The organism is Arthrobacter sp. Cza30 (assembly GCF_059090765.1).
This window is the reverse complement of record NZ_JBNHGA010000006.1, coordinates 1-18,343: the sequence shown is the minus strand read 5'-3', so window position 1 is coordinate 18,343 and position 18,343 is coordinate 1. Positions and strand designations below refer to the sequence as shown.

18 protein-coding genes and 1 rRNA gene are annotated in these 18,343 nt (G+C 68.3%); 4 read left to right on the top strand and 15 right to left on the bottom strand.

Annotated features, from left to right (window positions below; all coding sequences use genetic code 11):
• Positions 1 to 44 precede the first annotated feature (44 nt).
• From scpB to AC5RVZ_RS20720, 3 genes are read right to left on the bottom strand one after another with little or no spacing between them, the layout of a single operon-like run.
• Entirely contained in the window at positions 45 to 677 is a 633-nt protein-coding gene (gene scpB / locus AC5RVZ_RS20730; RefSeq protein ID WP_494067586.1) for an SMC-Scp complex subunit ScpB, read from the bottom strand.
• Positions 670 to 1,608: a segregation and condensation protein A gene (locus AC5RVZ_RS20725; protein WP_494067585.1), complete on the bottom strand. Its 939-nt coding sequence runs from the start codon at positions 1,606 to 1,608 to the stop codon at positions 670 to 672. Before AC5RVZ_RS20725 ends, scpB begins: the two co-directional genes overlap by 8 nt.
• Complete coding sequence (locus AC5RVZ_RS20720) at positions 1,608 to 2,498, bottom strand: ParA family protein (protein WP_493999437.1); 891 nt, start codon at positions 2,496 to 2,498, stop codon at positions 1,608 to 1,610. Before AC5RVZ_RS20720 ends, AC5RVZ_RS20725 begins: the two co-directional genes overlap by 1 nt.
• A 264-nt stretch (positions 2,499 to 2,762) precedes the next feature.
• On the opposite strand from AC5RVZ_RS20720, the gene AC5RVZ_RS20715 reads away from it, so the two are divergent.
• From AC5RVZ_RS20715 to AC5RVZ_RS20700, 4 genes are read left to right on the top strand one after another with little or no spacing between them, the layout of a single operon-like run.
• Entirely contained in the window at positions 2,763 to 3,434 is a 672-nt protein-coding gene (locus AC5RVZ_RS20715) for a GntR family transcriptional regulator (RefSeq protein ID WP_494067913.1), read from the top strand.
• The gene (locus tag AC5RVZ_RS20710) at positions 3,435 to 4,955 is read left to right on the top strand and encodes an MmgE/PrpD family protein (protein WP_494067584.1); all 1,521 of its coding nucleotides are present in this window, start codon (positions 3,435 to 3,437) and stop codon (positions 4,953 to 4,955) included.
• Entirely contained in the window at positions 4,956 to 5,861 is a 906-nt protein-coding gene (gene prpB / locus AC5RVZ_RS20705; protein ID WP_494067583.1) for a methylisocitrate lyase, read from the top strand. It begins immediately after the preceding gene.
• Positions 5,862 to 5,882: 21 nt separating this feature from the next.
• Positions 5,883 to 7,043 carry a bifunctional 2-methylcitrate synthase/citrate synthase gene (locus tag AC5RVZ_RS20700; RefSeq protein WP_494067582.1) on the top strand — a complete coding sequence of 387 codons (1,161 nt, stop codon included), beginning with the start codon at positions 5,883 to 5,885 and terminating at the stop codon, positions 7,041 to 7,043.
• Here the strand turns inward: AC5RVZ_RS20700 and AC5RVZ_RS20695 are convergent.
• From AC5RVZ_RS20695 to rrf, 12 genes are all read right to left on the bottom strand, one after another.
• The gene (locus AC5RVZ_RS20695; RefSeq protein ID WP_494067581.1) at positions 7,040 to 7,543 is read right to left on the bottom strand and encodes an 8-oxo-dGTP diphosphatase; all 504 of its coding nucleotides are present in this window, start codon (positions 7,541 to 7,543) and stop codon (positions 7,040 to 7,042) included. The two genes, AC5RVZ_RS20700 and AC5RVZ_RS20695, sit on opposite strands and share 4 nt — an antisense overlap.
• A 76-nt stretch (positions 7,544 to 7,619) precedes the next feature.
• Positions 7,620 to 8,591 carry a site-specific tyrosine recombinase XerD gene (xerD, locus tag AC5RVZ_RS20690; RefSeq protein WP_494067580.1) on the bottom strand — a complete coding sequence of 324 codons (972 nt, stop codon included), beginning with the start codon at positions 8,589 to 8,591 and terminating at the stop codon, positions 7,620 to 7,622.
• A gap of 15 nt (positions 8,592 to 8,606) precedes the next feature.
• Positions 8,607 to 9,284: an NUDIX domain-containing protein gene (locus AC5RVZ_RS20685; protein ID WP_494067579.1), complete on the bottom strand. Its 678-nt coding sequence runs from the start codon at positions 9,282 to 9,284 to the stop codon at positions 8,607 to 8,609.
• Complete coding sequence (gene pyrG / locus AC5RVZ_RS20680; RefSeq protein ID WP_494067578.1) at positions 9,285 to 11,006, bottom strand: CTP synthase; 1,722 nt, start codon at positions 11,004 to 11,006, stop codon at positions 9,285 to 9,287.
• Positions 11,007 to 11,124: 118 nt separating this feature from the next.
• Complete coding sequence (gene recN, locus AC5RVZ_RS20675; protein ID WP_494067577.1) at positions 11,125 to 12,837, bottom strand: DNA repair protein RecN; 1,713 nt, start codon at positions 12,835 to 12,837, stop codon at positions 11,125 to 11,127.
• Positions 12,834 to 13,829, bottom strand: coding sequence for an NAD kinase (locus tag AC5RVZ_RS20670; protein WP_493999429.1), 996 nt, complete (start codon positions 13,827 to 13,829; stop codon positions 12,834 to 12,836). The genes recN and AC5RVZ_RS20670 overlap by 4 nt, the downstream gene beginning before the upstream one ends.
• A complete protein-coding gene (locus AC5RVZ_RS20665) occupies positions 13,826 to 14,698 on the bottom strand; it encodes a TlyA family RNA methyltransferase (protein WP_494067576.1) in 873 nt (290 codons plus the stop codon). Before AC5RVZ_RS20665 ends, AC5RVZ_RS20670 begins: the two co-directional genes overlap by 4 nt.
• Before the next feature lie 5 nt (positions 14,699 to 14,703).
• A complete protein-coding gene (locus AC5RVZ_RS20660; protein WP_494067575.1) occupies positions 14,704 to 14,907 on the bottom strand; it encodes a hypothetical protein in 204 nt (67 codons plus the stop codon).
• A gap of 60 nt (positions 14,908 to 14,967) precedes the next feature.
• Positions 14,968 to 15,948: an HAD-IIA family hydrolase gene (locus tag AC5RVZ_RS20655; RefSeq protein WP_494067574.1), complete on the bottom strand. Its 981-nt coding sequence runs from the start codon at positions 15,946 to 15,948 to the stop codon at positions 14,968 to 14,970.
• Entirely contained in the window at positions 15,938 to 16,777 is an 840-nt protein-coding gene (locus AC5RVZ_RS20650; RefSeq protein ID WP_494067573.1) for a hypothetical protein, read from the bottom strand. Before AC5RVZ_RS20650 ends, AC5RVZ_RS20655 begins: the two co-directional genes overlap by 11 nt.
• The gene (locus AC5RVZ_RS20645; RefSeq protein ID WP_494067572.1) at positions 16,735 to 17,847 is read right to left on the bottom strand and encodes a hypothetical protein; all 1,113 of its coding nucleotides are present in this window, start codon (positions 17,845 to 17,847) and stop codon (positions 16,735 to 16,737) included. The genes AC5RVZ_RS20650 and AC5RVZ_RS20645 overlap by 43 nt, the downstream gene beginning before the upstream one ends.
• A 412-nt stretch (positions 17,848 to 18,259) precedes the next feature.
• Positions 18,260 to 18,343, bottom strand: a 5S ribosomal RNA gene (rrf, locus tag AC5RVZ_RS20640); the annotation flags it as partial.

The following is an 18,343-nucleotide window of genomic DNA, read 5'->3' as shown; positions in this document are numbered from 1 at the left end:
GTGGAAACTACTTCAATGGTCTGCTGCTGCCGGAGGCCGGCAGCCTAGAGCGAAGCGTCGTCGTACTCGGACAGGTTTTCCAGTCCCGGCAGATGCGGGGCGATCTCCGGCAGTTCGCCGATGCTTCCTATCCCCAATCTTTCCAGAAAATAAGAGGTGGTCCGGTACAGGACGGCTCCGGTCTCCGGATCGGTGCCGGAATCCTCGATGAGGCCGCGCTGGGTCAGCGTGCGCACCACGGAATCGACATTGACTCCTCGGATCGCCGAAACCCGGGCCCGCGAGACCGGCTGCCGGTACGCGATGACGGCCAGCGTCTCCAAGGCGGCCTGGGTCAACCGCGCGGTCTGGCCTTCCAGCACGAAACGGGACACCAGCGGCGCGAAATCGCTGCGCGAGAAGATCCGCCAGCCGCCGGCGATGTGGCGCAGCTCAAAGCCCCGCGGCTCCGCGGCGGGCCGCCCTTCGGAGCGGACGCCGCCGTCGTAATCGCGCTGCAGATCCAGCAGCAGCGCCTGGACCGTGCCCACCGGAAGGGCCAGCGCTGTGGCCAATTCAACATCGGTAGCCGGTTCGTCGATAACCATCAGGACCGCTTCCAACGCGGCGCGGGCACCGCCCGGCAACCGTTCCACATCGACCTCGGGCCCCGCCGTCTCCTCCAGCGGATCAGTCATCGCGTCCCTCCGTTGTGTCCGCGGCCGTGTCGGCGGCCGGGGCGTTGTCGTATTCCTCGCTGAGGTTGGCGCCGGTCCATTCCGCGTCCGGCCCGGTCCAATGGACCGTCAGCTCGCCGAGCGGCGCAACCTGGTCGAAGGCGATGACGCCGTCGCGGAACATCTCCAACAGCGCCAGGAAGCGGGCAACCACCACCAGCGCGCCGTCCGCGTCGTCGGTGAGGGCCCGGAACGTCAGCGGCGGGCCTGCCTGCAGGCGCGCCCCAAGGATCGCCGACTGCTCCTTCACGCTGACCGGCGGCGCGTGCAGGTGCGAGAGCCCGACCTGGGTCGGCGCGGGCTCCTTGGGCTCCAGCGCTTTGGCCGCAAGGGCGGCAAAGTCCGCCAGGGGCGTGCGCCAGATAAGCTCGGGCAGCAGCGCGGCGAACTGCGGCTCCAGCGCGACCTGCCGCGGGAAGCGTTCGGCCTCCCGGGCCAGGCGCTGGCCGAGCAGGGCCGCGATTTCCTTGAAGGCCTTGTACTGCAGCAGCCGGGCGAAGAGCAGGTCCCGGGCCTCGAGCAGGGCGATGTCCTCGTCGTCCTCCACCTCGCCGGTGGGCAGCAGCCGGGCGGCCTTGAGGTCCAGCAGGGTCGCCGCGATGACGAGGAACTCGCTGGCTTCGTCCAGGGCCTTGTCATTGCCGTCGGCCTGGAGGCGGCGGATGTAGGAGATGAACTCGTCCGTGACGCGGGCAAGCGCCACTTCGGTGATGTCCAGTTCGTGCTTGGAGATCAGTCCCAGCAACAAATCGAACGGTCCGCTGAAGTTGTCCAGCGTGACGGCGAAGCCTGCCGGTTTCCGGTCGCCCTCCTGGTCCGAGACGCCGGGCACGGTGTCCTGCCCTGCCGGGAGGCCGCCTGCCGGCACCGTCCCCGCCGGCGCCGGCGTCATCAGGGGGCGCCGCCGCGGGCGATGAGCTCCTTGGCCAAGTCGCGGTAGGCGGTCGCGCCGGCGTGGTTGCCCGCGTAGCTGGTAATCGGTTCCGCGGCGACGGTGGCGTCGGCGAACTTGATGGTGCGTTTGATCACGGTTTCGAAGACCTTGTCGCCGAAGGCTTCCAGCAGCCGGCCGATGACCTCGCGGCTGTGCAGGGTGCGGGCGTCGTACATGGTGGCCAACACGCCGTCGATCTGCAGGCGCGGGTTCAGCCGGTCCTGGACCTTCTCGATGGTCTCCACCAACAGCGCCACCGCGCGCAGCGCGAAGAACTCGCAGATGAGCGGAATGATCACGCCGTGGGCCGCGGTGAGTGCGTTGACGGTCAGCAGGCCCAGCGAGGGCTGGCAGTCAATCAGGATGACGTCGTAGTCGTCCTCGACCTTGCGCAGCGCGTGGGCCAGGACCTGTTCGCGCGCCACCTCGTTGACCAGCTGCACTTCCGCGGCCGAGAGGTCGATGTTGGCCGGCAGCAGGTCGATGTTTTCCACGTCCGTGGGCTGGATCGCCTCGCGGATGTCGGTCTTCCGGTCCATCAGCACGTTGTAGACGGTCAGGTCCAGCTCATGCGGATTGGTGCCAAGCCCCGCCGACAGGGCGCCCTGCGGGTCGAAGTCGACCAGGAGGACCTTGCGGCCGACCTCGGCCAAGGCGGCGCCGAGGTTGATGGTGGACGTGGTCTTGCCGACGCCGCCCTTTTGGTTGACCATTGCCACGATGCGCGCGGGGCCATGGGACGTCAGGACGGGCGGTTCAGGGAACTCGGTCAGCGGCCGCCCGGTCGGGCCCAGGACATCCTCGTCCGCTTGCCGCAGAGTGGTTGTCGAACCTTGTTCGCTGCTCACGTATCTAACCCAGCTTCCATCGTTTCGCTGCCGTTCTTCTTCCTGACAAGGTTACAGTGACCGTCCTGTTATCTATCGACAGGCCGCTGATGATCGGCGAGCCTTTAGCTTCAAGTAGAGGTCTAAGGTTTACGCTTCGCCGTCGGTAAATGACGGCATGCCCGCCGGCGGCGGCGGATCGGCATGTATACAAAGACGCTCTATTTTCCCGATGAGCCTGGCTTTTCCCGCCGTTGTGTATACACTAGCGGGATGAAGCAGAACTTGCGTGCCGGCGAACGGGCGTATTGGACGCTGCGCGAGGACATCGTTGAATGGCGGCTGCCCCCGGGCACGGTTTTGGCCGAGGTTGAGCAGGCCGCCCGGCTGGGCATCTCCCGCACGCCGCTCCGCGAGGCGCTGGGCCGGCTGACCGCCGAAGGGCTGGCCACGCCCCACACCGGACGCGGCGTCGTCGTCGCCGACGTTTCACTGGAGAACGTCACCGAGCTCTTCGAACTGCGCACCGCACTCGAGTGCCAGGCGACGGCTTTGGCCGCCAAACGCGGCGAACCGGCCGAATTCCGGCGGCTGCAGCAGGAGTTCCTCGCGGCTGCCGAGGCCATGCGCGGCGCCGGCCCGGACCCGCAGGCCTACTACCGGCTGGTCGGCCGGCTGGACGCCGCGGTGGACCACGCCGCCGCCAATACCTACCTCCGCCAGGCGATGGCCAACCTGCGCGTCCATTTGGTGAGGATCCGGCGGCTTGCACGGGACAACCCGGCCCGCCTGCTGGCCTCGGCGGCCGAACACGCCAACATCGCCGGCGCCATCGCCGACGGCGACAGCCAGGTGGCAGCCGCGGCCACCCGCATCCATCTTCACCAGAGCCTTGAACACTTCAAGACCACCGATCCGAAACACCGGACCGACCTGCCAGCCGAGAGGACATTCTGAATGACCGTCAACCATCATGTGCGCGTCTACCGCAGCGAAGAGAACCTGCCGCGCGAGGACCAGCTAGCCCAGAAGATTGCCCGCGTAGCCACCGACCCGGTGGAGGTTTCCGCCGACGTGGCCGAGATGATCATCAACCGGATCATCGACAACGCCTCGGTGGCGGTCGCCTCGCTGAACCGCGGGCCGATTATCGCCGCGCGTGCGCAGGCGCTGAGCCACCCGGTCTCCGGCGGCGGTCAAGGCGCCGGCATCTTCGGCATCACGCAGAAGACCTCGCCGGAGTGGGCGGCGTGGGCCAACGGCGTGGCCGTGCGCGAACTGGACTACCACGACACGTTCCTGGCCGCCGACTACTCGCACCCGGGCGACAACATCCCGCCGATCCTCGCGGTGGCCCAGCACGTGGGCGCGAACGGCCGCGATGTGATGCGCGGCATCGCCACCGGTTACGAGATCCAGGTGAACCTGGTCAAGGCCATCTGCCTGCACAAGCACAAGATCGACCACGTGGCCCACCTGGGGCCGTCGGCCGCCGCCGGGATCGGCACGCTGCTGGGCCTGGATACGGAGACCATTTTCCAGGCCGTGGGTCAGGCGCTGCATACGACGACGGCGACCCGCCAGTCGCGCAAGGGCGAAATCTCCACGTGGAAGGCCCACGCACCGGCCTTCGCCGGCAAGATGGCGGCGGAGGCAGTGGACCGGGCCATGCGCGGGCAGACCTCGCCGGTGCCGATCTACGAGGGCGAGGACGGCGTCATCGCCTGGCTGCTGGACGGCCCGGACGCCTCCTACGACGTGCCGCTGCCTGCCCCGGGAGAACCGAAGCGGGCCATCCTGGACACCTACACCAAGGAGCACTCCGCCGAGTACCAGGCCCAGGCCTGGATCGACCTGGCCCGCAGGCTGCACCGCGAGCACCCGGAGGCCACCGACGCGGAGAACGTGAAGTCCGTGCTGATCAGGACCAGCCACCACACGCACTACGTGATCGGCTCCGGCGCCAACGATCCGCAGAAGTACAGCCCCACGGCGTCCCGCGAGACGCTGGACCACTCGATCCCGTACATCTTTACCGTGGCGCTGCAGGACGGCGCCTGGCACCACGTTGATTCGTACGCCCCCGAGCGGGCGGCCCGGCCGGACACCGTTGCGCTGTGGCAGAAGGTCAGCACCGAGGAAGACCCGGAGTGGACCCGCCGCTACCATTCGCTGGACATCGCCGAGAAGGCCTTCGGCGGCTCGGTAGAGATCACCCTGGCCAACGGAACGGTGATCACCGACGAGATCGCCGTGGCCGATGCCCACCCGCTGGGCGCCCGCCCGTTTGCCCGGGAGCAGTACGTGAACAAGCTGCGGACCCTGGCCAAGGGCATCGTCGACGATGCCGAAATCGACAGGTTCCTGGCCGCCGTCGAGCGACTGCCCGAATTGGCCGCCGGCGAGCTGGACCAGCTGAACATCCAGGCCGCCGACGGCGTCATCGACCCCGCGGCCGGGCCGAAGGGGCTGTTCTAAATGCTCTACTCCGCTACCACCCCGGAGCAGAAGCGCCGGACACTGCGCGAGGGGCTGGCCTCCGGGAAGCTGCAGCAGTTCCCCGGGGCGTTCAATCCCCTCTCGGCGCGGCTGATTCAGGAGAAGGGGTTCGACGGCGTCTACATCTCCGGCGCTGTGCTGGCCAACGACCTAGGGCTGCCGGACATCGGGCTGACCACGCTGACCGAGGTCGCCACCCGGGCCGGGCAGATCGCGCGGATGACCGACCTGCCGGCCCTGGTGGACGCCGACACCGGCTTCGGCGAGCCGATGAACGTGGCGCGCACGGTCCAGGAACTGGAAAACGCCGGCCTGGCCGGCTGCCACATCGAGGACCAGTTCAACCCCAAACGCTGCGGCCACCTGGACGGCAAGAACGTGGTGGACCTGGAGACCGCCAGCAAGCGGATCCGCGCCGCCGCCGATGCCCGCCGGGACCCGAACTTCCTGATCATGGCGCGCACCGACATCCGGGCCGTGGACGGCCTGGCCGCCGCGCAGGACCGTGCCCGCGCCCTGGTCGACGCGGGTGCGGACGCCATCTTCCCCGAGGCCATGAGGACCCTGGAGGAATTCGGTGCCATCCGCGACGCCGTCGACGTGCCGGTGCTGGCCAACATGACCGAGTTCGGCAAGAGCGACCTGTTCACCGCGGACCAGCTGTCCTCCGTGGGTGTGAACATGGTGATCTATCCGGTGACCCTGCTGCGCAGCGCGATGGGCGCCGCCGAGCGCACCCTGGACGCGATCAAAGCCGACGGAACCCAGCAAGCGCAGGTCGCGGACATGCTCACCCGTGCGCGTTTGTACGAATTGGTGGATTATGAGGCGTATAACCAATTCGACACCTCTGTATTCAATTTCCACGTGCCCGGCCGGCACTGACCACAAGACATAGGAGTCGCCATGAGCACCGATGCATCAACCGAAGCACCGCAGATCCGCAAGGGGCTGGCCGGCGTCGTCGTCGACACCACGAAGATTTCCAAGGTCAACGCGGAGACGAACTCGCTGCTGTACCGCGGCTACCCGGTCCAGGACCTGGCCGCGCACTGCAGCTTCGAAGAAGTGGCCTACCTGCTGTGGAACTCGGAGCTGCCGGACAGCGACCAGTTGCGGGAGTTCACCGCGGCCGAACGCGGCGGACGCGCGCTGGACCCGGTGGTGAAATCGGTCATCGATGCCCTGCCGGCCGAGGCCCACCCGATGGATGTCTGCCGGACCGCCGCCAGCGTGATCGGGGCCCGGCACCCGCTGGCCGGCGATTCCTCTCCGGAGGCGAACATGTCCAAGGCCGTGGAACTGCTGGCGGCCTTCCCGGCGGTCGTCGCCTACGACCAGCGCCGGCGCCGCGGCCAGGACCTGGTGGAACCGCGCGCGGACCTGGGCTATGCGGCGAACTTCCTGTGGATGTCCTTTGGTGAAGAGGCCGCGCCGGAGGTCGTGGACGCGTTCAACGTGTCGATGATCCTGTACGCGGAGCACTCGTTCAACGCGTCCACGTTCGCGGCGCGGGTGATCACCTCCACGCTCTCCGACCTGCACTCGGCCGTGACCGGTGCGATCGGCGCGCTGAAGGGCCCGCTACACGGCGGAGCCAACGAGGCGGTCATGCACACCTTCGAGCAGATCGGCATTCGCCCTGACGAGCCCCGCGAGGAAGCCGCCGCACGCGCCCGGACCTGGATGGAACAGGCGCTGGCCGAAAAGCAGAAGGTGATGGGCTTCGGCCACCGGGTCTACAAGCACGGCGATTCCCGGGTACCGACCATGAAGGCCGCGCTGGACAAGATGATCGAACACTATGGGCGGCCCGAAATACTTGGCCTCTACGACGGCCTGGAGCACGCGATGGCCGAGGCGAAGGACATCAAGCCGAACCTGGATTACCCCGCCGGCCCCACCTACCACCTGATGGGATTCGACACCGAGATGTTCACCCCGCTGTTCGTGGCCAGCCGCATCACCGGCTGGACCGCGCACATCATGGAGCAGTTGGAGTCGAACTCGCTGATCCGGCCGCTCAGTGAATACAACGGGCCCGCCCAGCGGGAGCTGGGCCGCTAAATCTGCCAGGCCACGCGGTGGCCGGTGTCGAGATTCTCGACGCCGGCCACCGTTTCGTTATCCGGCTGCATCAGCACCCGCAGCCGCGGCCGCTGCCCCGACAACGCCAGCGGCAGCCAGTGGCCGGCGTCCTGCCACATCTGCGCCAGCGGCAGCCGGTCCACCCGGTACCAGGCCGGCGCGATTTCCGCGGACTCGACCGGGTCGCCCTCCCACCGCCGGGCCACGAAGAGCGCGGTGTCCATGTTCCACGGGGGCTGGGCCGGGAAATCAAAGAAGATCCGTCCGGCCTGCTCCAGGGCCTCGGGCCCGACGCGGACTCCGGTCTCTTCCTGCATTTCCCGGCAGGCCGCGTCGTCGTCGCCCTCCCCCGGCTCCACCTTGCCGCCGACCCCCACGACCTTCCCGGTGCCGAACCCGGTCTTCTTCCGGCCGAGCAGCACGTAACGGCGCCCGGCTTCCTCCCGGAGCAGGAAGCACAGGGCAACGGCGACAGTCATGGCAGCGAGTCTAGCCCGGCGCGACGACGTCGACGGTGCGTCCCGATGCAACCGGCCGGTGCCCCGCGGGCCCGCCTCAGCCCCGGGCCCGCGGATGCGCCGCCGCGTAAACTTCGCGGAGGGTATCGGCGGTGACGAGGGTGTAGATCTGCGTTGTGGTGACGGACGCGTGGCCCAGCAGCTCCTGCACCACCCGGACGTCCGCGCCGCCCTCCAGCAGGTGGGTGGCGAAGGAGTGCCGCAGGGTGTGCGGGGACACGGGCTGGGTGATCCCGGCCTTCTCGGCGGCGGTTTTCAAAATAGTCCAGGCGCTTTGGCGGCTCAGCCGGCCCCCGCGGGCGTTGAGGAACAAGGCCGGTGTGCCGTGCCCCTTCGCGGCCAAGCCCGGACGTCCACGGACCAGGTACGCGTCCGCCGCCTGCGCGGCGAAGGAGCCCAGCGGCACCAGCCGCTCCTTGGATCCTTTGCCGAACAGACGGACGACGGCGGGGCCGTCGCTCTGCGGTTCGACGCTGACATCGTCGACGTCCAGGCCGACGGCTTCACTGATCCGGGCGCCGGTCGCGTACAGGAACTCCAAGAGCGCCCGGTCGCGCAGCCCGGTGGGGGTGTCTGCCCCCGCAGACTCCAGGATCCGCGTCACAGCGGCCACGGAAATCGCCTTCGGCAGGCGTTTGCCGGGCATCGGCGGGTGCACGTCAGTCGCGGGGTCGGTCTCCGTGACCCCTTCGAGCGTCCAGAACTTATGCAGCCCCCGCACGGCCACGATGGTACGCGCCGCGGACCTGACGCTCAGGGCGGCGGCGCCGTCGGACCCCTCGGTGATGGCCTGGGCGAAGGCCGTGACATCGTGCCGGGTCACCGTGGCCGGCTCCTCGACCGCGCGCGCCTGCAGGAACCGCAGGTAACGGCCCAGGTCCCTGCGGTAGGCCGCTACGGTGTTGGCGGCCAGCCCGCGTTCCACCGCCATGTGCTGCAGGTAGTCGCCCGCGGCGCGGCCCAGCGGCGTCGCGGTGAACTCGTCTCCTTTGGCGGACGGGGCCTGCACGGGCGCGATGGCGGATCAGTCCCGGCCGGTTCCGGCCGCACCGTCCGGGCGCTGGCTGGGGTGCTCCGGCCACGGCGCATCGGCCGGGCGCAGGTCCTCGAAGCCGGTGGCGGCAGCGCGTGCGGCGGCAAGCACCCCGGTCACGGCCGACGGATTGTGCAGCCGTCCGGCCATGACCGCGTCCACCGCGTCGTCCAGATCCACCCAGAGGTGCTCGATTTCGGCCTCCTCGTCGGTGCGCTGGTGCCGCTGGGCCTCCGGCACCTCGGAGAGGTCGCGGGCCAAGTAGATCCGGATCGCCTCACTGGAAGAGCCGGGCGAATTGTAAAAATCCACCAGCACGTTCCAGCGCGCGGCCACCAGGTCGGCTTCCTCGGCCAGTTCCCGCACCGCGGCATCGACGAAGTCCTCGCCGTCCACGTCCAGCAGGCCCGCCGGGATTTCCCACAGCGACATTCTGGTGGGCTGCCGGTACTGCCTCAGCAGCAGGACCCGGCCCTCCGTGTCCATCGCCAGGATGGCCACCGCCCCCGGATGTGCGATGTAGTCGCGCACCAACGTCTCGCCCGTGTCCGGGCCCAGCGTGAAGGTGTCGCTGACCACGTCCCAAATGCGTCCGCGGTAAACGGTTCGGCTGTCGACCAGCGGACGCGGGTCAGGGATGTCGGCAAAGGCCGCGGAGTGCGCCGACACTCAGGCTCCGGACTTTGCCGTGGCCTTGGCCTTGCCGTGTTGCAGTGCGGCGGCGACGAGGCCGGCGAACAGCGGGTGCGGCCGCGTGGGGCGAGAGCTGAGTTCCGGATGCGCCTGGGTGGAGACGTAGTACGGGTGCACGTCGCGGGGCAGTTCGACGAACTCCACCAGCTTGCCGTCCGGGGAGGTGCCGGAGAAAACCAGGCCCGCCGCGGCCAGCTGGTCGCGGTATTCGTTGTTGACCTCGTAGCGGTGGCGGTGACGTTCGCTGACCTTGGTGCTGCCGTAGGTCTCCGCGACAACGGAACCGGGCTGCAGGGCTGCCTCGTACAGGCCAAGGCGCATGGTGCCGCCCAGGTCGCCCTTGCCGTCGACGATGTCCAGCTGCTCGGCCATGGTGGCGATCACCGGGTGCTTGGTGTCCGGATCAAACTCGGTGGACGAAGCGTCTTCCAGTCCCACGATGTTGCGGGCGTACTCCATCACCATCGACTGCAGGCCGAGGCACAGGCCAAGGGTGGGCAGCTTGTGTTCGCGGGCGTACCTGAGTGCGCCGAGTTTGCCCTCCAGGCCGCGGATGCCGAAGCCGCCGGGCACGCAGATGGCGTGCACGCCGTCGAGGGCGGCGGCTGCGCCTTCTTCGGTGGCGCAGTCGTCGGAGGGAACCCAACGGATCTTTACCTTGGTCTGGTTGGCGAAGCCGCCGGCGCGGAGCGCTTCGGTCACCGACAGGTAGGCGTCCGGCAGGTCGATGTATTTGCCGACCAGCGCCACCTCGACGTGGTGCTTCGGGTTGTGGACCGCCGACAGCAGCCGGTCCCACTTGGTCCAATTGACATCCTTGAACTTCAGGTCAAGGTGCTGCACGATGTACGCGTCCAGGTTCTGCGAGTGCAGGGTCTTGGGGATGTCGTAGATGCTCGGCGCATCCGGGCAGCCGATGACCGCGTCGATGTCCACGTCGCACATGCGGCCGATCTTCTCCCGCATCGCCGCAGGGACTTCCCGGTCGGACCGGATCACGATGGCGTCCGGCTGGATGCCGATGGAGCGAAGCGCGGCGACGGAATGCTGTGTCGGTTTGGTCTTCAACTCATGCGACGGGCCGATGTACGGCACCAGCGACACGTGCAGGAAGAACACGTTGTTGCGCCCGACGTCCTGCCGGACCTGGCGGGCGGATTCGAGGAACGGCTGCGATTCGATATCGCCGACGGTGCCGCCGATCTCGGTGATGATCACGTCCGGAACCTTCTTGCCCGCGACAGGCTCGGCGGGCAGGCGCATGCGGCGCTTGATCTCGTCGGTGATGTGCGGGATGACCTGAACCGTGTCGCCGAGGTATTCGCCGCGGCGTTCCTTCGCGATCACGGTGGAGTACACCTGGCCGGTGGTCACGTTTGCCGAACCGTCCAGATTCTCGTCCAGGAACCGCTCGTAGTGTCCGATATCCAGATCGGTTTCCGCGCCGTCGTCCGTGACGAAGACTTCACCGTGCTGGAAGGGATTCATCGTGCCCGGATCCACGTTCAGGTAGGGATCGAGCTTCTGCATCGTCACGGAGAGGCCGCGGGCACGGAGCAGGTGGCCGAGGCTTGAAGCCGTCAGTCCCTTCCCGAGCGAGGACGCCACGCCGCCGGTGACAAAGATATGTTTGGTCGTCTTAGACGACTTGGAAAACCGGGAATTAGTTCGCTGCACCACGGAATTCGAGCCTATCACCTTTCTGGACGCCCTCGGATCTCAAGGCCGTTCCGACCGCTGCCGGGTGTGCGAACACACACCCGCCGGTCAACTGCTCCCCCGCCGGCGGCGGGGCTGGTCGTGCCTGTAGCCGATGCTACAGCGCCCTCGCTCCGTCGATCAGTTCCTGGGCGTGGGCGCGGGCGGAATGCGATTCTTCCTGGCCGGCAAGCATGCGGGCCAGTTCGGTCACCCGCTCTTCGTCGTCGAGCAACCGGACGTCGCTGGCGGTCATCCCGCCGTCGTCCCCGCCGGCCGTCTTGATCACGCGGATGTGCTGGTCCGCGAAGGCCGCCACCTGCGGCAGGTGGGTTACCACTATGACCTGCACGTAGCGCCCCAGCATGGCCAGGCGGCGGCCGATCTCGACGGCCGCCTTGCCGCCGACGCCGGCATCCACCTCGTCGAAGACGAAGGTGGGCACGGGATCGACTTCCGCCAGCACCACTTCGATGGCAAGCATCACGCGGGACAGTTCACCGCCGGAGGCTCCCTTGCCCAGCGGACGCGGCGGGGCGCCCCGGTGCGGCTTCAGCAAGAACGTGATGACGTCGGCGCCGTGCACCGTCAGGGCGGGCGCCGGTTCGATATCGATCAGCAGTTCGGCCTCGGCCATGGCCAGCGCCGACAGTTCTGCGCCGACCCGGCGGCCGAGTTCGGCTGCGGCGTCACGCCGCAGCGCCGTCACCGCGGCTGACTGGACGGCCAGGGCGGCGTCCAGTTCGGCGATTTCCGCCTCCAACCGCTCGATCCGGCTGGAGTCGTCGGTCAGGTCTTCCAAACGGGTGCGGGCCTGAACGGCCCACTCGAGCACTTCGTCGATGCTCGGCGCGTATTTGCGCACGAGCCGCGCCAGGTCGGCCCGGCGTGCTTCGACCTCCTCCAGCCGGCCCGGCCCCTCGCTGTCCAGCGATGCGCCGTAGCTCGCCAGCTCCGCGGCGACGTCGGCGAGGATGATGCCGACCTCGGCCAGTCGGGCCGCAGCGCGGCCCAATTCGGCGTCTTCGTCCTGGACCTGCTCCAGCGTCCGCTTCGCCGCGTCGACCAGGGCCGTCGCGTCCGGAGAGTCGGTGTACTCCTCGGCCACGAGTGCCTGGTGCGCCAAGGTGGCAGCAGCGCGCAGTTCCTCGACGTTGGCCAGCTTCACGGCCTCGGCCTTCAACGCGTCGTCTTCACCGGGCCGGGGGTCCAGCCCGTCGATCTCCTCCAGGGCCTGCTGCAGCGCCTCGGCTTCGCGCAGGCGTTCGCGGGCTTCGGTCCGCAGGGTCTCCAGTTCGGTGCTGGCTTCCTTCCAACGGGCGAATGATGCTGCATAACCGGACAGCGCCGTGGTGAGCGCTTCACCGGCAAACTTGTCCAGCGCTTCCCGCTGCGCCTGCTGGCTCTTGAGCCGCAGCTGGTCTGTTTGGCCGTGGACCGCCACCAGGTGGCCGCCGATCTCGGCCAGCGTTCCCACCGGCGCTCCCCGGCCGCCGACGTGCGCGCGGCTGCGGCCATCGGCGTTCACCGTCCGGGCGAGCATGAGTTCGGCTCCGCCGTCGAACTCGTCGATGTCAGCGCCCGCCTCACCCGCGCGGGCCAGGGCAGGACTTCCCGCGGCAAGCCGAACCACGGCCTCGGTCACTGCGTTGCGTGCCCCGGTCCGCACCGCCCCGGCGTCCGCTCGGGCTCCCAGCAGCAGGCCGAGCGCGGTGACCACCATGGTCTTGCCGGCACCGGTCTCGCCCGTCACCACCGACAGGCCGGGCCCCAGCGGAAGCGTAGCCTCGGTGATCACACCGAGGTTCCGGATCCGGATTTCTTCGATCACTTCGGCGCCTCCTGGCTTGGCTGGGCGTATCGAGGTTCCACTGTCCGCACGGTAGGCAGGGACGAAGTCGGCGGCTGTTCTTCCGAGGGGCTGACGGGGCCGCGCCATCCCGACGTCGGTAGCTCAAATTTGCGGACCAAACGCTCCGAGAACGGCGTTCTCCGGGTCCGGGCCAGCCGCACGGGTTTGTTGGAGCGCGTCACTTCGATCCGGGAACCGGGCGGCAGCTCCAGGCTTCGGCGGCCGTCGCACCACAGTACGCCGTTGGCATCGCTGCGGCTGAGCACTTCCACCGCCATGATCGAATCCGGGGCAACCACCAGCGGTTTGGCGAACAGCGCGTGGGCGCTGATCGGGGTCATCAGCAGGGCTTCCACTTGGGGCCAAACGACCGGGCCGCCCGCGGAGAAGGCGTAGGCCGTGGACCCGGTGGGGGTGGCCATCACCACCCCGTCGCAGCCGAACGAGCTGATTGGCAGGGCGTCGACCTCGACCACTACTTCCAGCATCCGCTGCCGGTCGCCTTTTTCCACCGCCGCCTCGTTCAGCGCCCAGGTATGGCCGATCTTGCGCTTGTCCAGCCACACCTGGACGTCAATGGTCAGGCGCTCTTCAACCGTGTATTCGCGGTTTACCACCCAGTGGACCGTCTGGGCCAGGTCCGCCCGCTCGCTCTCGGCCAGGAAGCCGACGTGTCCGAGGTTGACACCCAGCAGCGGGACGTCTGATTCCCGGACCAGTTCAGCCGAGCGCAGGATGGTGCCGTCGCCGCCGAGGACCATGCCCAGATCAACGCCGTCCAGGCCGATGTCCTCGTCCAGTATTTCGGTGGGAACGGCCAGCTCGCCGTAGGTCTCCTGGAGGTGTCCGACCTCTTCCCGTCGCATGACCGGCACCAGGCCGGACGAGTGGAGTTGGGCGCAGGTTTCCTGGGCGGCCGCCAGGGCGTCTGCGCGCCCGGTGTGCGCGAGCACCAATATCCGCCGGCTCATCGCTCCACTCCCGGTTCCTGCCCTCTCGGTTCTTCCAACTGGTCCGGCCTCGCTTCCCGCTCCGGCGGGAAACCGGCCATGGCCGCGTCCACTGCCTCCTGCAGCACACTACCCGTTCTGCGCTCCGTGGCCCCCGGGGGAACACTTATCCACAGGAAATATTCGACGTTCCCGTCCTGGCCGGGAAGCGGGCTGGCCGCCAATCCGCGGATGTCCAGCCCCCGTTCCAATGCTGCGGCGACAACGTTGCGTACCGCCCGGTACCGTTCCGCATCGGAACCGACGACGCCGGTACGCGCCAGCCGCTCGCGGCCAACCTCGAACTGCGGCTTGACCATCAGCAGCAGATTCCCGGCCGGACGGGTCGCATCGGCCAAAGGTCCGATGACCATGGTGAGGGAGATGAAGGATAGGTCCGCGACGGTCAGGTCCACGAGGCCGCCGATCGCTGCCGGGTCGAGATACCGGACGTTCAGGCCCTCGAAAACCCGGACCCTGCTGTCCGTACGGATAGCGTCGACGAGCTGGCCGTGTCCGACGTCCACGGCGACGACCTCCCGCGCGCCGGCGCGCAGCAGTACATCGGTGAAACCGCCGGTAGAAGCTCCGGCATCGAGGCAGCGCAGGCCCGCCGGATCAACTGCGGGGAAGGCCGCCAGTGCACCGGCAAGTTTGTGTCCGGCCCTGCTGACGTAGTCAGGGCCTCCGTCTGCGGCCACGGCGAGCTGGTCGTCCGGGCCGACGGCGGCCGCCGCCTTGGTCAGAACAGTTCCGGCACGGCTGACCCGCCCGGCCGCTATGAGCTTGGCTGCATGGGTACGGGACCGTGCCAATCCGCGGGATACGAGCTCCTGGTCCAGTCTGGGCATAGGGCTCAATCAGCCTCGGTCTCCAGCTCGGCCAACAAATCGTCGTGAATCTGCTGGTACACGTGTTGGTGCCCGCGTACCGGAAGCTCCGGAATCCGGGCCAGGCCGGAGATGATCGCATCGACCGGCTCGTCGGCCGTGGAGTCGCCGGGGACCGGCCACTGCGGCTGCATCCGGCCGCCGCTTTCCCCTGATTCTGGCAGGTCCAAGCTATCCTCCCTCGCGTCGGCGGCTGTACCCAACCGCATGAGCCAGTCTAATATCGGCCTTCAATCGGCAAGGTCAGGCGCGGCCGCGGACGCCTGGTGCGGATGGGCATCCCACCAGGCCGCGCAGGCAGCGCGCCAGGTGTCCACATCCTCCAGGCTGCCGGAGACATTCAGCTTCCCGTTTTCGACGGCGGCCACTGCAGCACCGCAGCGGAACCCCGAGCCGTCAGGGGTAACGGCAGGATAGGGCCGGTACAGTTCGCTCAGGCTGCCCAGCAGATACCGTGGCCGTTCCGCCGTGCGCGCGGCGAGGATTGTTTCGACCCCGTCGATGCCGGTCAAGACGACTGCCGTGTCCATGCCCGCGTTGTTGCCGCCCAGGATGTCGGTATCGAGCCGGTCCCCCACAACCAGCGGCCGGCGAGCTCCCAAAGCCGCAGCCGCCGTCGTAAAGATGCCCGCTTCCGGCTTTCCTGCGACCAGGGGCACCGCGCCGGTGGCTGCCTGTACGGCCGCCACCAGCGAACCGTTTCCGGGGGCGATGCCACGCTCTCGGGGAATGGTCAGGTCGGTGTTGGTGGCGATCCAGAAGGCGCCCGCGGCGACGGCGAATGATGCCTCCGCCAAGTCCTTCCAGCCCAGCTCCGGGTCGAACCCCTGGATCACGGCGACCGGGGCATCGAGGGCGGAGCGGACCGGCTCGAAGCCCTGGGCTGCTGTTTCGTCCGCCAGGGTTTGGCTGCCCGTGACCAGGACCTTTGAGCCGGCCGGAACATGCCGGGCAAGCATCAGCGCACCGGCGCGTGCCGACCCGAAGACCTGGTCGGCGGTGGCCGGGGCACCGAGCTCGCGCAAATGAGCGGCCACCTGCGCCGCTGACCGCGACGCATTGTTGGTGATGTAGCCCAGCGCCGTCCGGGTCTCCGCGAGGCGCCGCAACGCCTCGACGGCTCCGGGGATAGCCTGGTGCCCGGCGTACACGACGCCGTCCAGATCGGACAGCACAGCATCGTAGCCGGAGATCAGGGGCTTACCCGTCATCGTCCCTGCTGGCCTGCGCGGTGCCGGGAGCGCCGGTGTCTTCGACGTCCGGCGCAGCTGGAGCAGCCGCTTCATCGGAGCCGGCCGGAGAGTCAGCCGCAGGCTTACTTTCACCGTCGTCGGGCGCTGACTCTTCAGATTCGCCCGGCCCGGCCGTGTCGGCGTCGTTGATGAGACCCCGCACATCGGTAACGGGGCCAGCTTCGCGGCGGTCGTCACCCGGTTCCATCTCATCGCCGATCAAGTCGACAATCTCGGGCTCGGCAAAATCTCCCACGCCCAGGGCGTTTTCGGCCACCATCGCCTGACGCCTCCACTGCTGTGCTTCCTCGCCGCGGTTAGCGGCATCCAAGGCGTCCGCATACGCCCGGAAGAGCCGCGGGCTGTAGGAGAAGGCCCTGTTCCGGTCCAGTTGCGGAATCTCCAAGGCCGAAACCGCCGCATCGTACTGCTCAAGATCGGAGCGGGCACCGGAGGCCACAATCGCCAGTTCCACCTTGCCCGCCGTATCCAGTGTTGCGGCGTCTTCTGACCGCGTCAGCTCCAGCGCCCTGTCCGGCCGCCCGAGGCCACGTTCGCAGTCGGCCATGATCGGCAGGTGCTCATTGGAACCGCTGATGCGACGGAAGGTGCGGAACTCCCTGAGGGCTTCGCCGTAGTGACCGGCCGCGTATGCGGTCAGGCCGACGGCCTCTCGCACCGGAGCCATGCGCCCGCCCCTGCGGCTGGCCGCCAGGGCGTGCTGGAAGGCCAGTTCAGGTTCCTCGTCCAGCAGTCGTCCGGCCATCACCAAGTGCTTGGCAACCCACTCAGCGTTCTTGGATTCCAAGGTCCGCAGCTGCGCGCGCGTGACACGGTCCAGCTCGGCACCCGTGACGTCGGGGTCAATCTCCGGCGAACGCGGGCGGTCGACCCGGTTGGAACTGCGCAGGTCACCGGCATTGTGATCAGGTGCTCCGCCGGCGCGGTCGAACGACCTGCCACCGCCGTCGTGGCGGGGACGGTCGCCGCGGTCCTGGCGGGGACGGTCGCCGCGGTCCTGGCGGGGACGGTCACCGCGGTCCTGGCGGGGACGGTCACCGAAGTCGCGGCGCTCACCACGATCCTGACGCGGCCGATCATCGCGTGAACGGAAACCACCCGCACCACCGGAACCGCCGCTGCCGCCACGGTCCTGGCGGGGACGATCACCAAAGTCCCGGCGCTCACCACGATCTTGACGGGGACGGTCATCCCGCGAACGGAAACCACCCGCACCACCGGAACCGCCGCTGCCGCCACGGTCCTGCCGAGGACGGTCACCAAAGTCCCGGCGCTCACCACGATCCTGACGCGGCCGATCATCGCGTGAACGGAAACCACCCGCACCACCGGAACCGCCGCTGCTGCCACGATCCTGCCGGGGCCGGTCACCAAAGTCCCGGCGCTCACCACGATCCTGACGCGGACGGTCACCAAAGTCCCGACGCTCACCACGATCCTGACCCGGCCGATCATCGCGTGAACGGAAACCACTCGCGCCACCGGAACCGCCGCTGCCGCGGTCCTGACGGGGACGGTCATCGCGTGACCGGAAACCGCCGCCGCCGGACGCGCTGCTGCCACGATCCTGCCGGGGCCGGTCACCAAAGTCGCGGCGCTCACCACGATCCTGACGAGGCCGGTCATCGCGTGACCGGAAACCACCCGCACCACCGGAACCGCTGCTCCCACGGTCCTGACGAGGCCGGTCACCAAAGTCCCGACGCTCACCACGATCCTGACCCGGCCGATCATCCCGCGAACGGAAACCGCCGCCGCCGGACGCGCTGCCGCCGCGATCCTGACGCGGCCGATCACCAAAGTCCCGACGCTCACCACGATCCTGACCCGGCCGATCATCCCGCGAACGGAAACCACCCGCACCAGCGGAACCGCCGCTGCGTCGGTCCTGGTTGTCGGGGCGCTTTCTATCTCCGCCCTCGGCGGAGCGCTCGGCTCCCGACCGGTTGCCAAAGTTGCCTCTGCCTGCACCCCTGTCGTCTCGTCCTTCACGACCCCGGAAATCAGCCATGCCGGAACTCCTCTCAGTGCGGGCCAAGGTCGAACCAGCCAACCACAGCCATCAAAAATCTCTATGAAATGCGTGTCTTGTTGTGGGCGCAGTCATCTGTGGCGCGCCCGTACCATCGATCCATTCTAGTCCAGCGGACTGTTCTGCCAGTTGCAGACAACCGCCGTCGGACTGTGACTCCACTAACGAACCGGCATCCTGGTTAAACGCGGGAAGGCCCCGCCATCGTTGGCGGGGCCTTCCCGGTGTTCAAAGAATGTCCGGCGGCGACCTACTCTCCCACACCCTCCCGAGTGCAGTACCATCGGCGCTGTGGGCCTTAGCTTCCGGGTTCGGAATGGG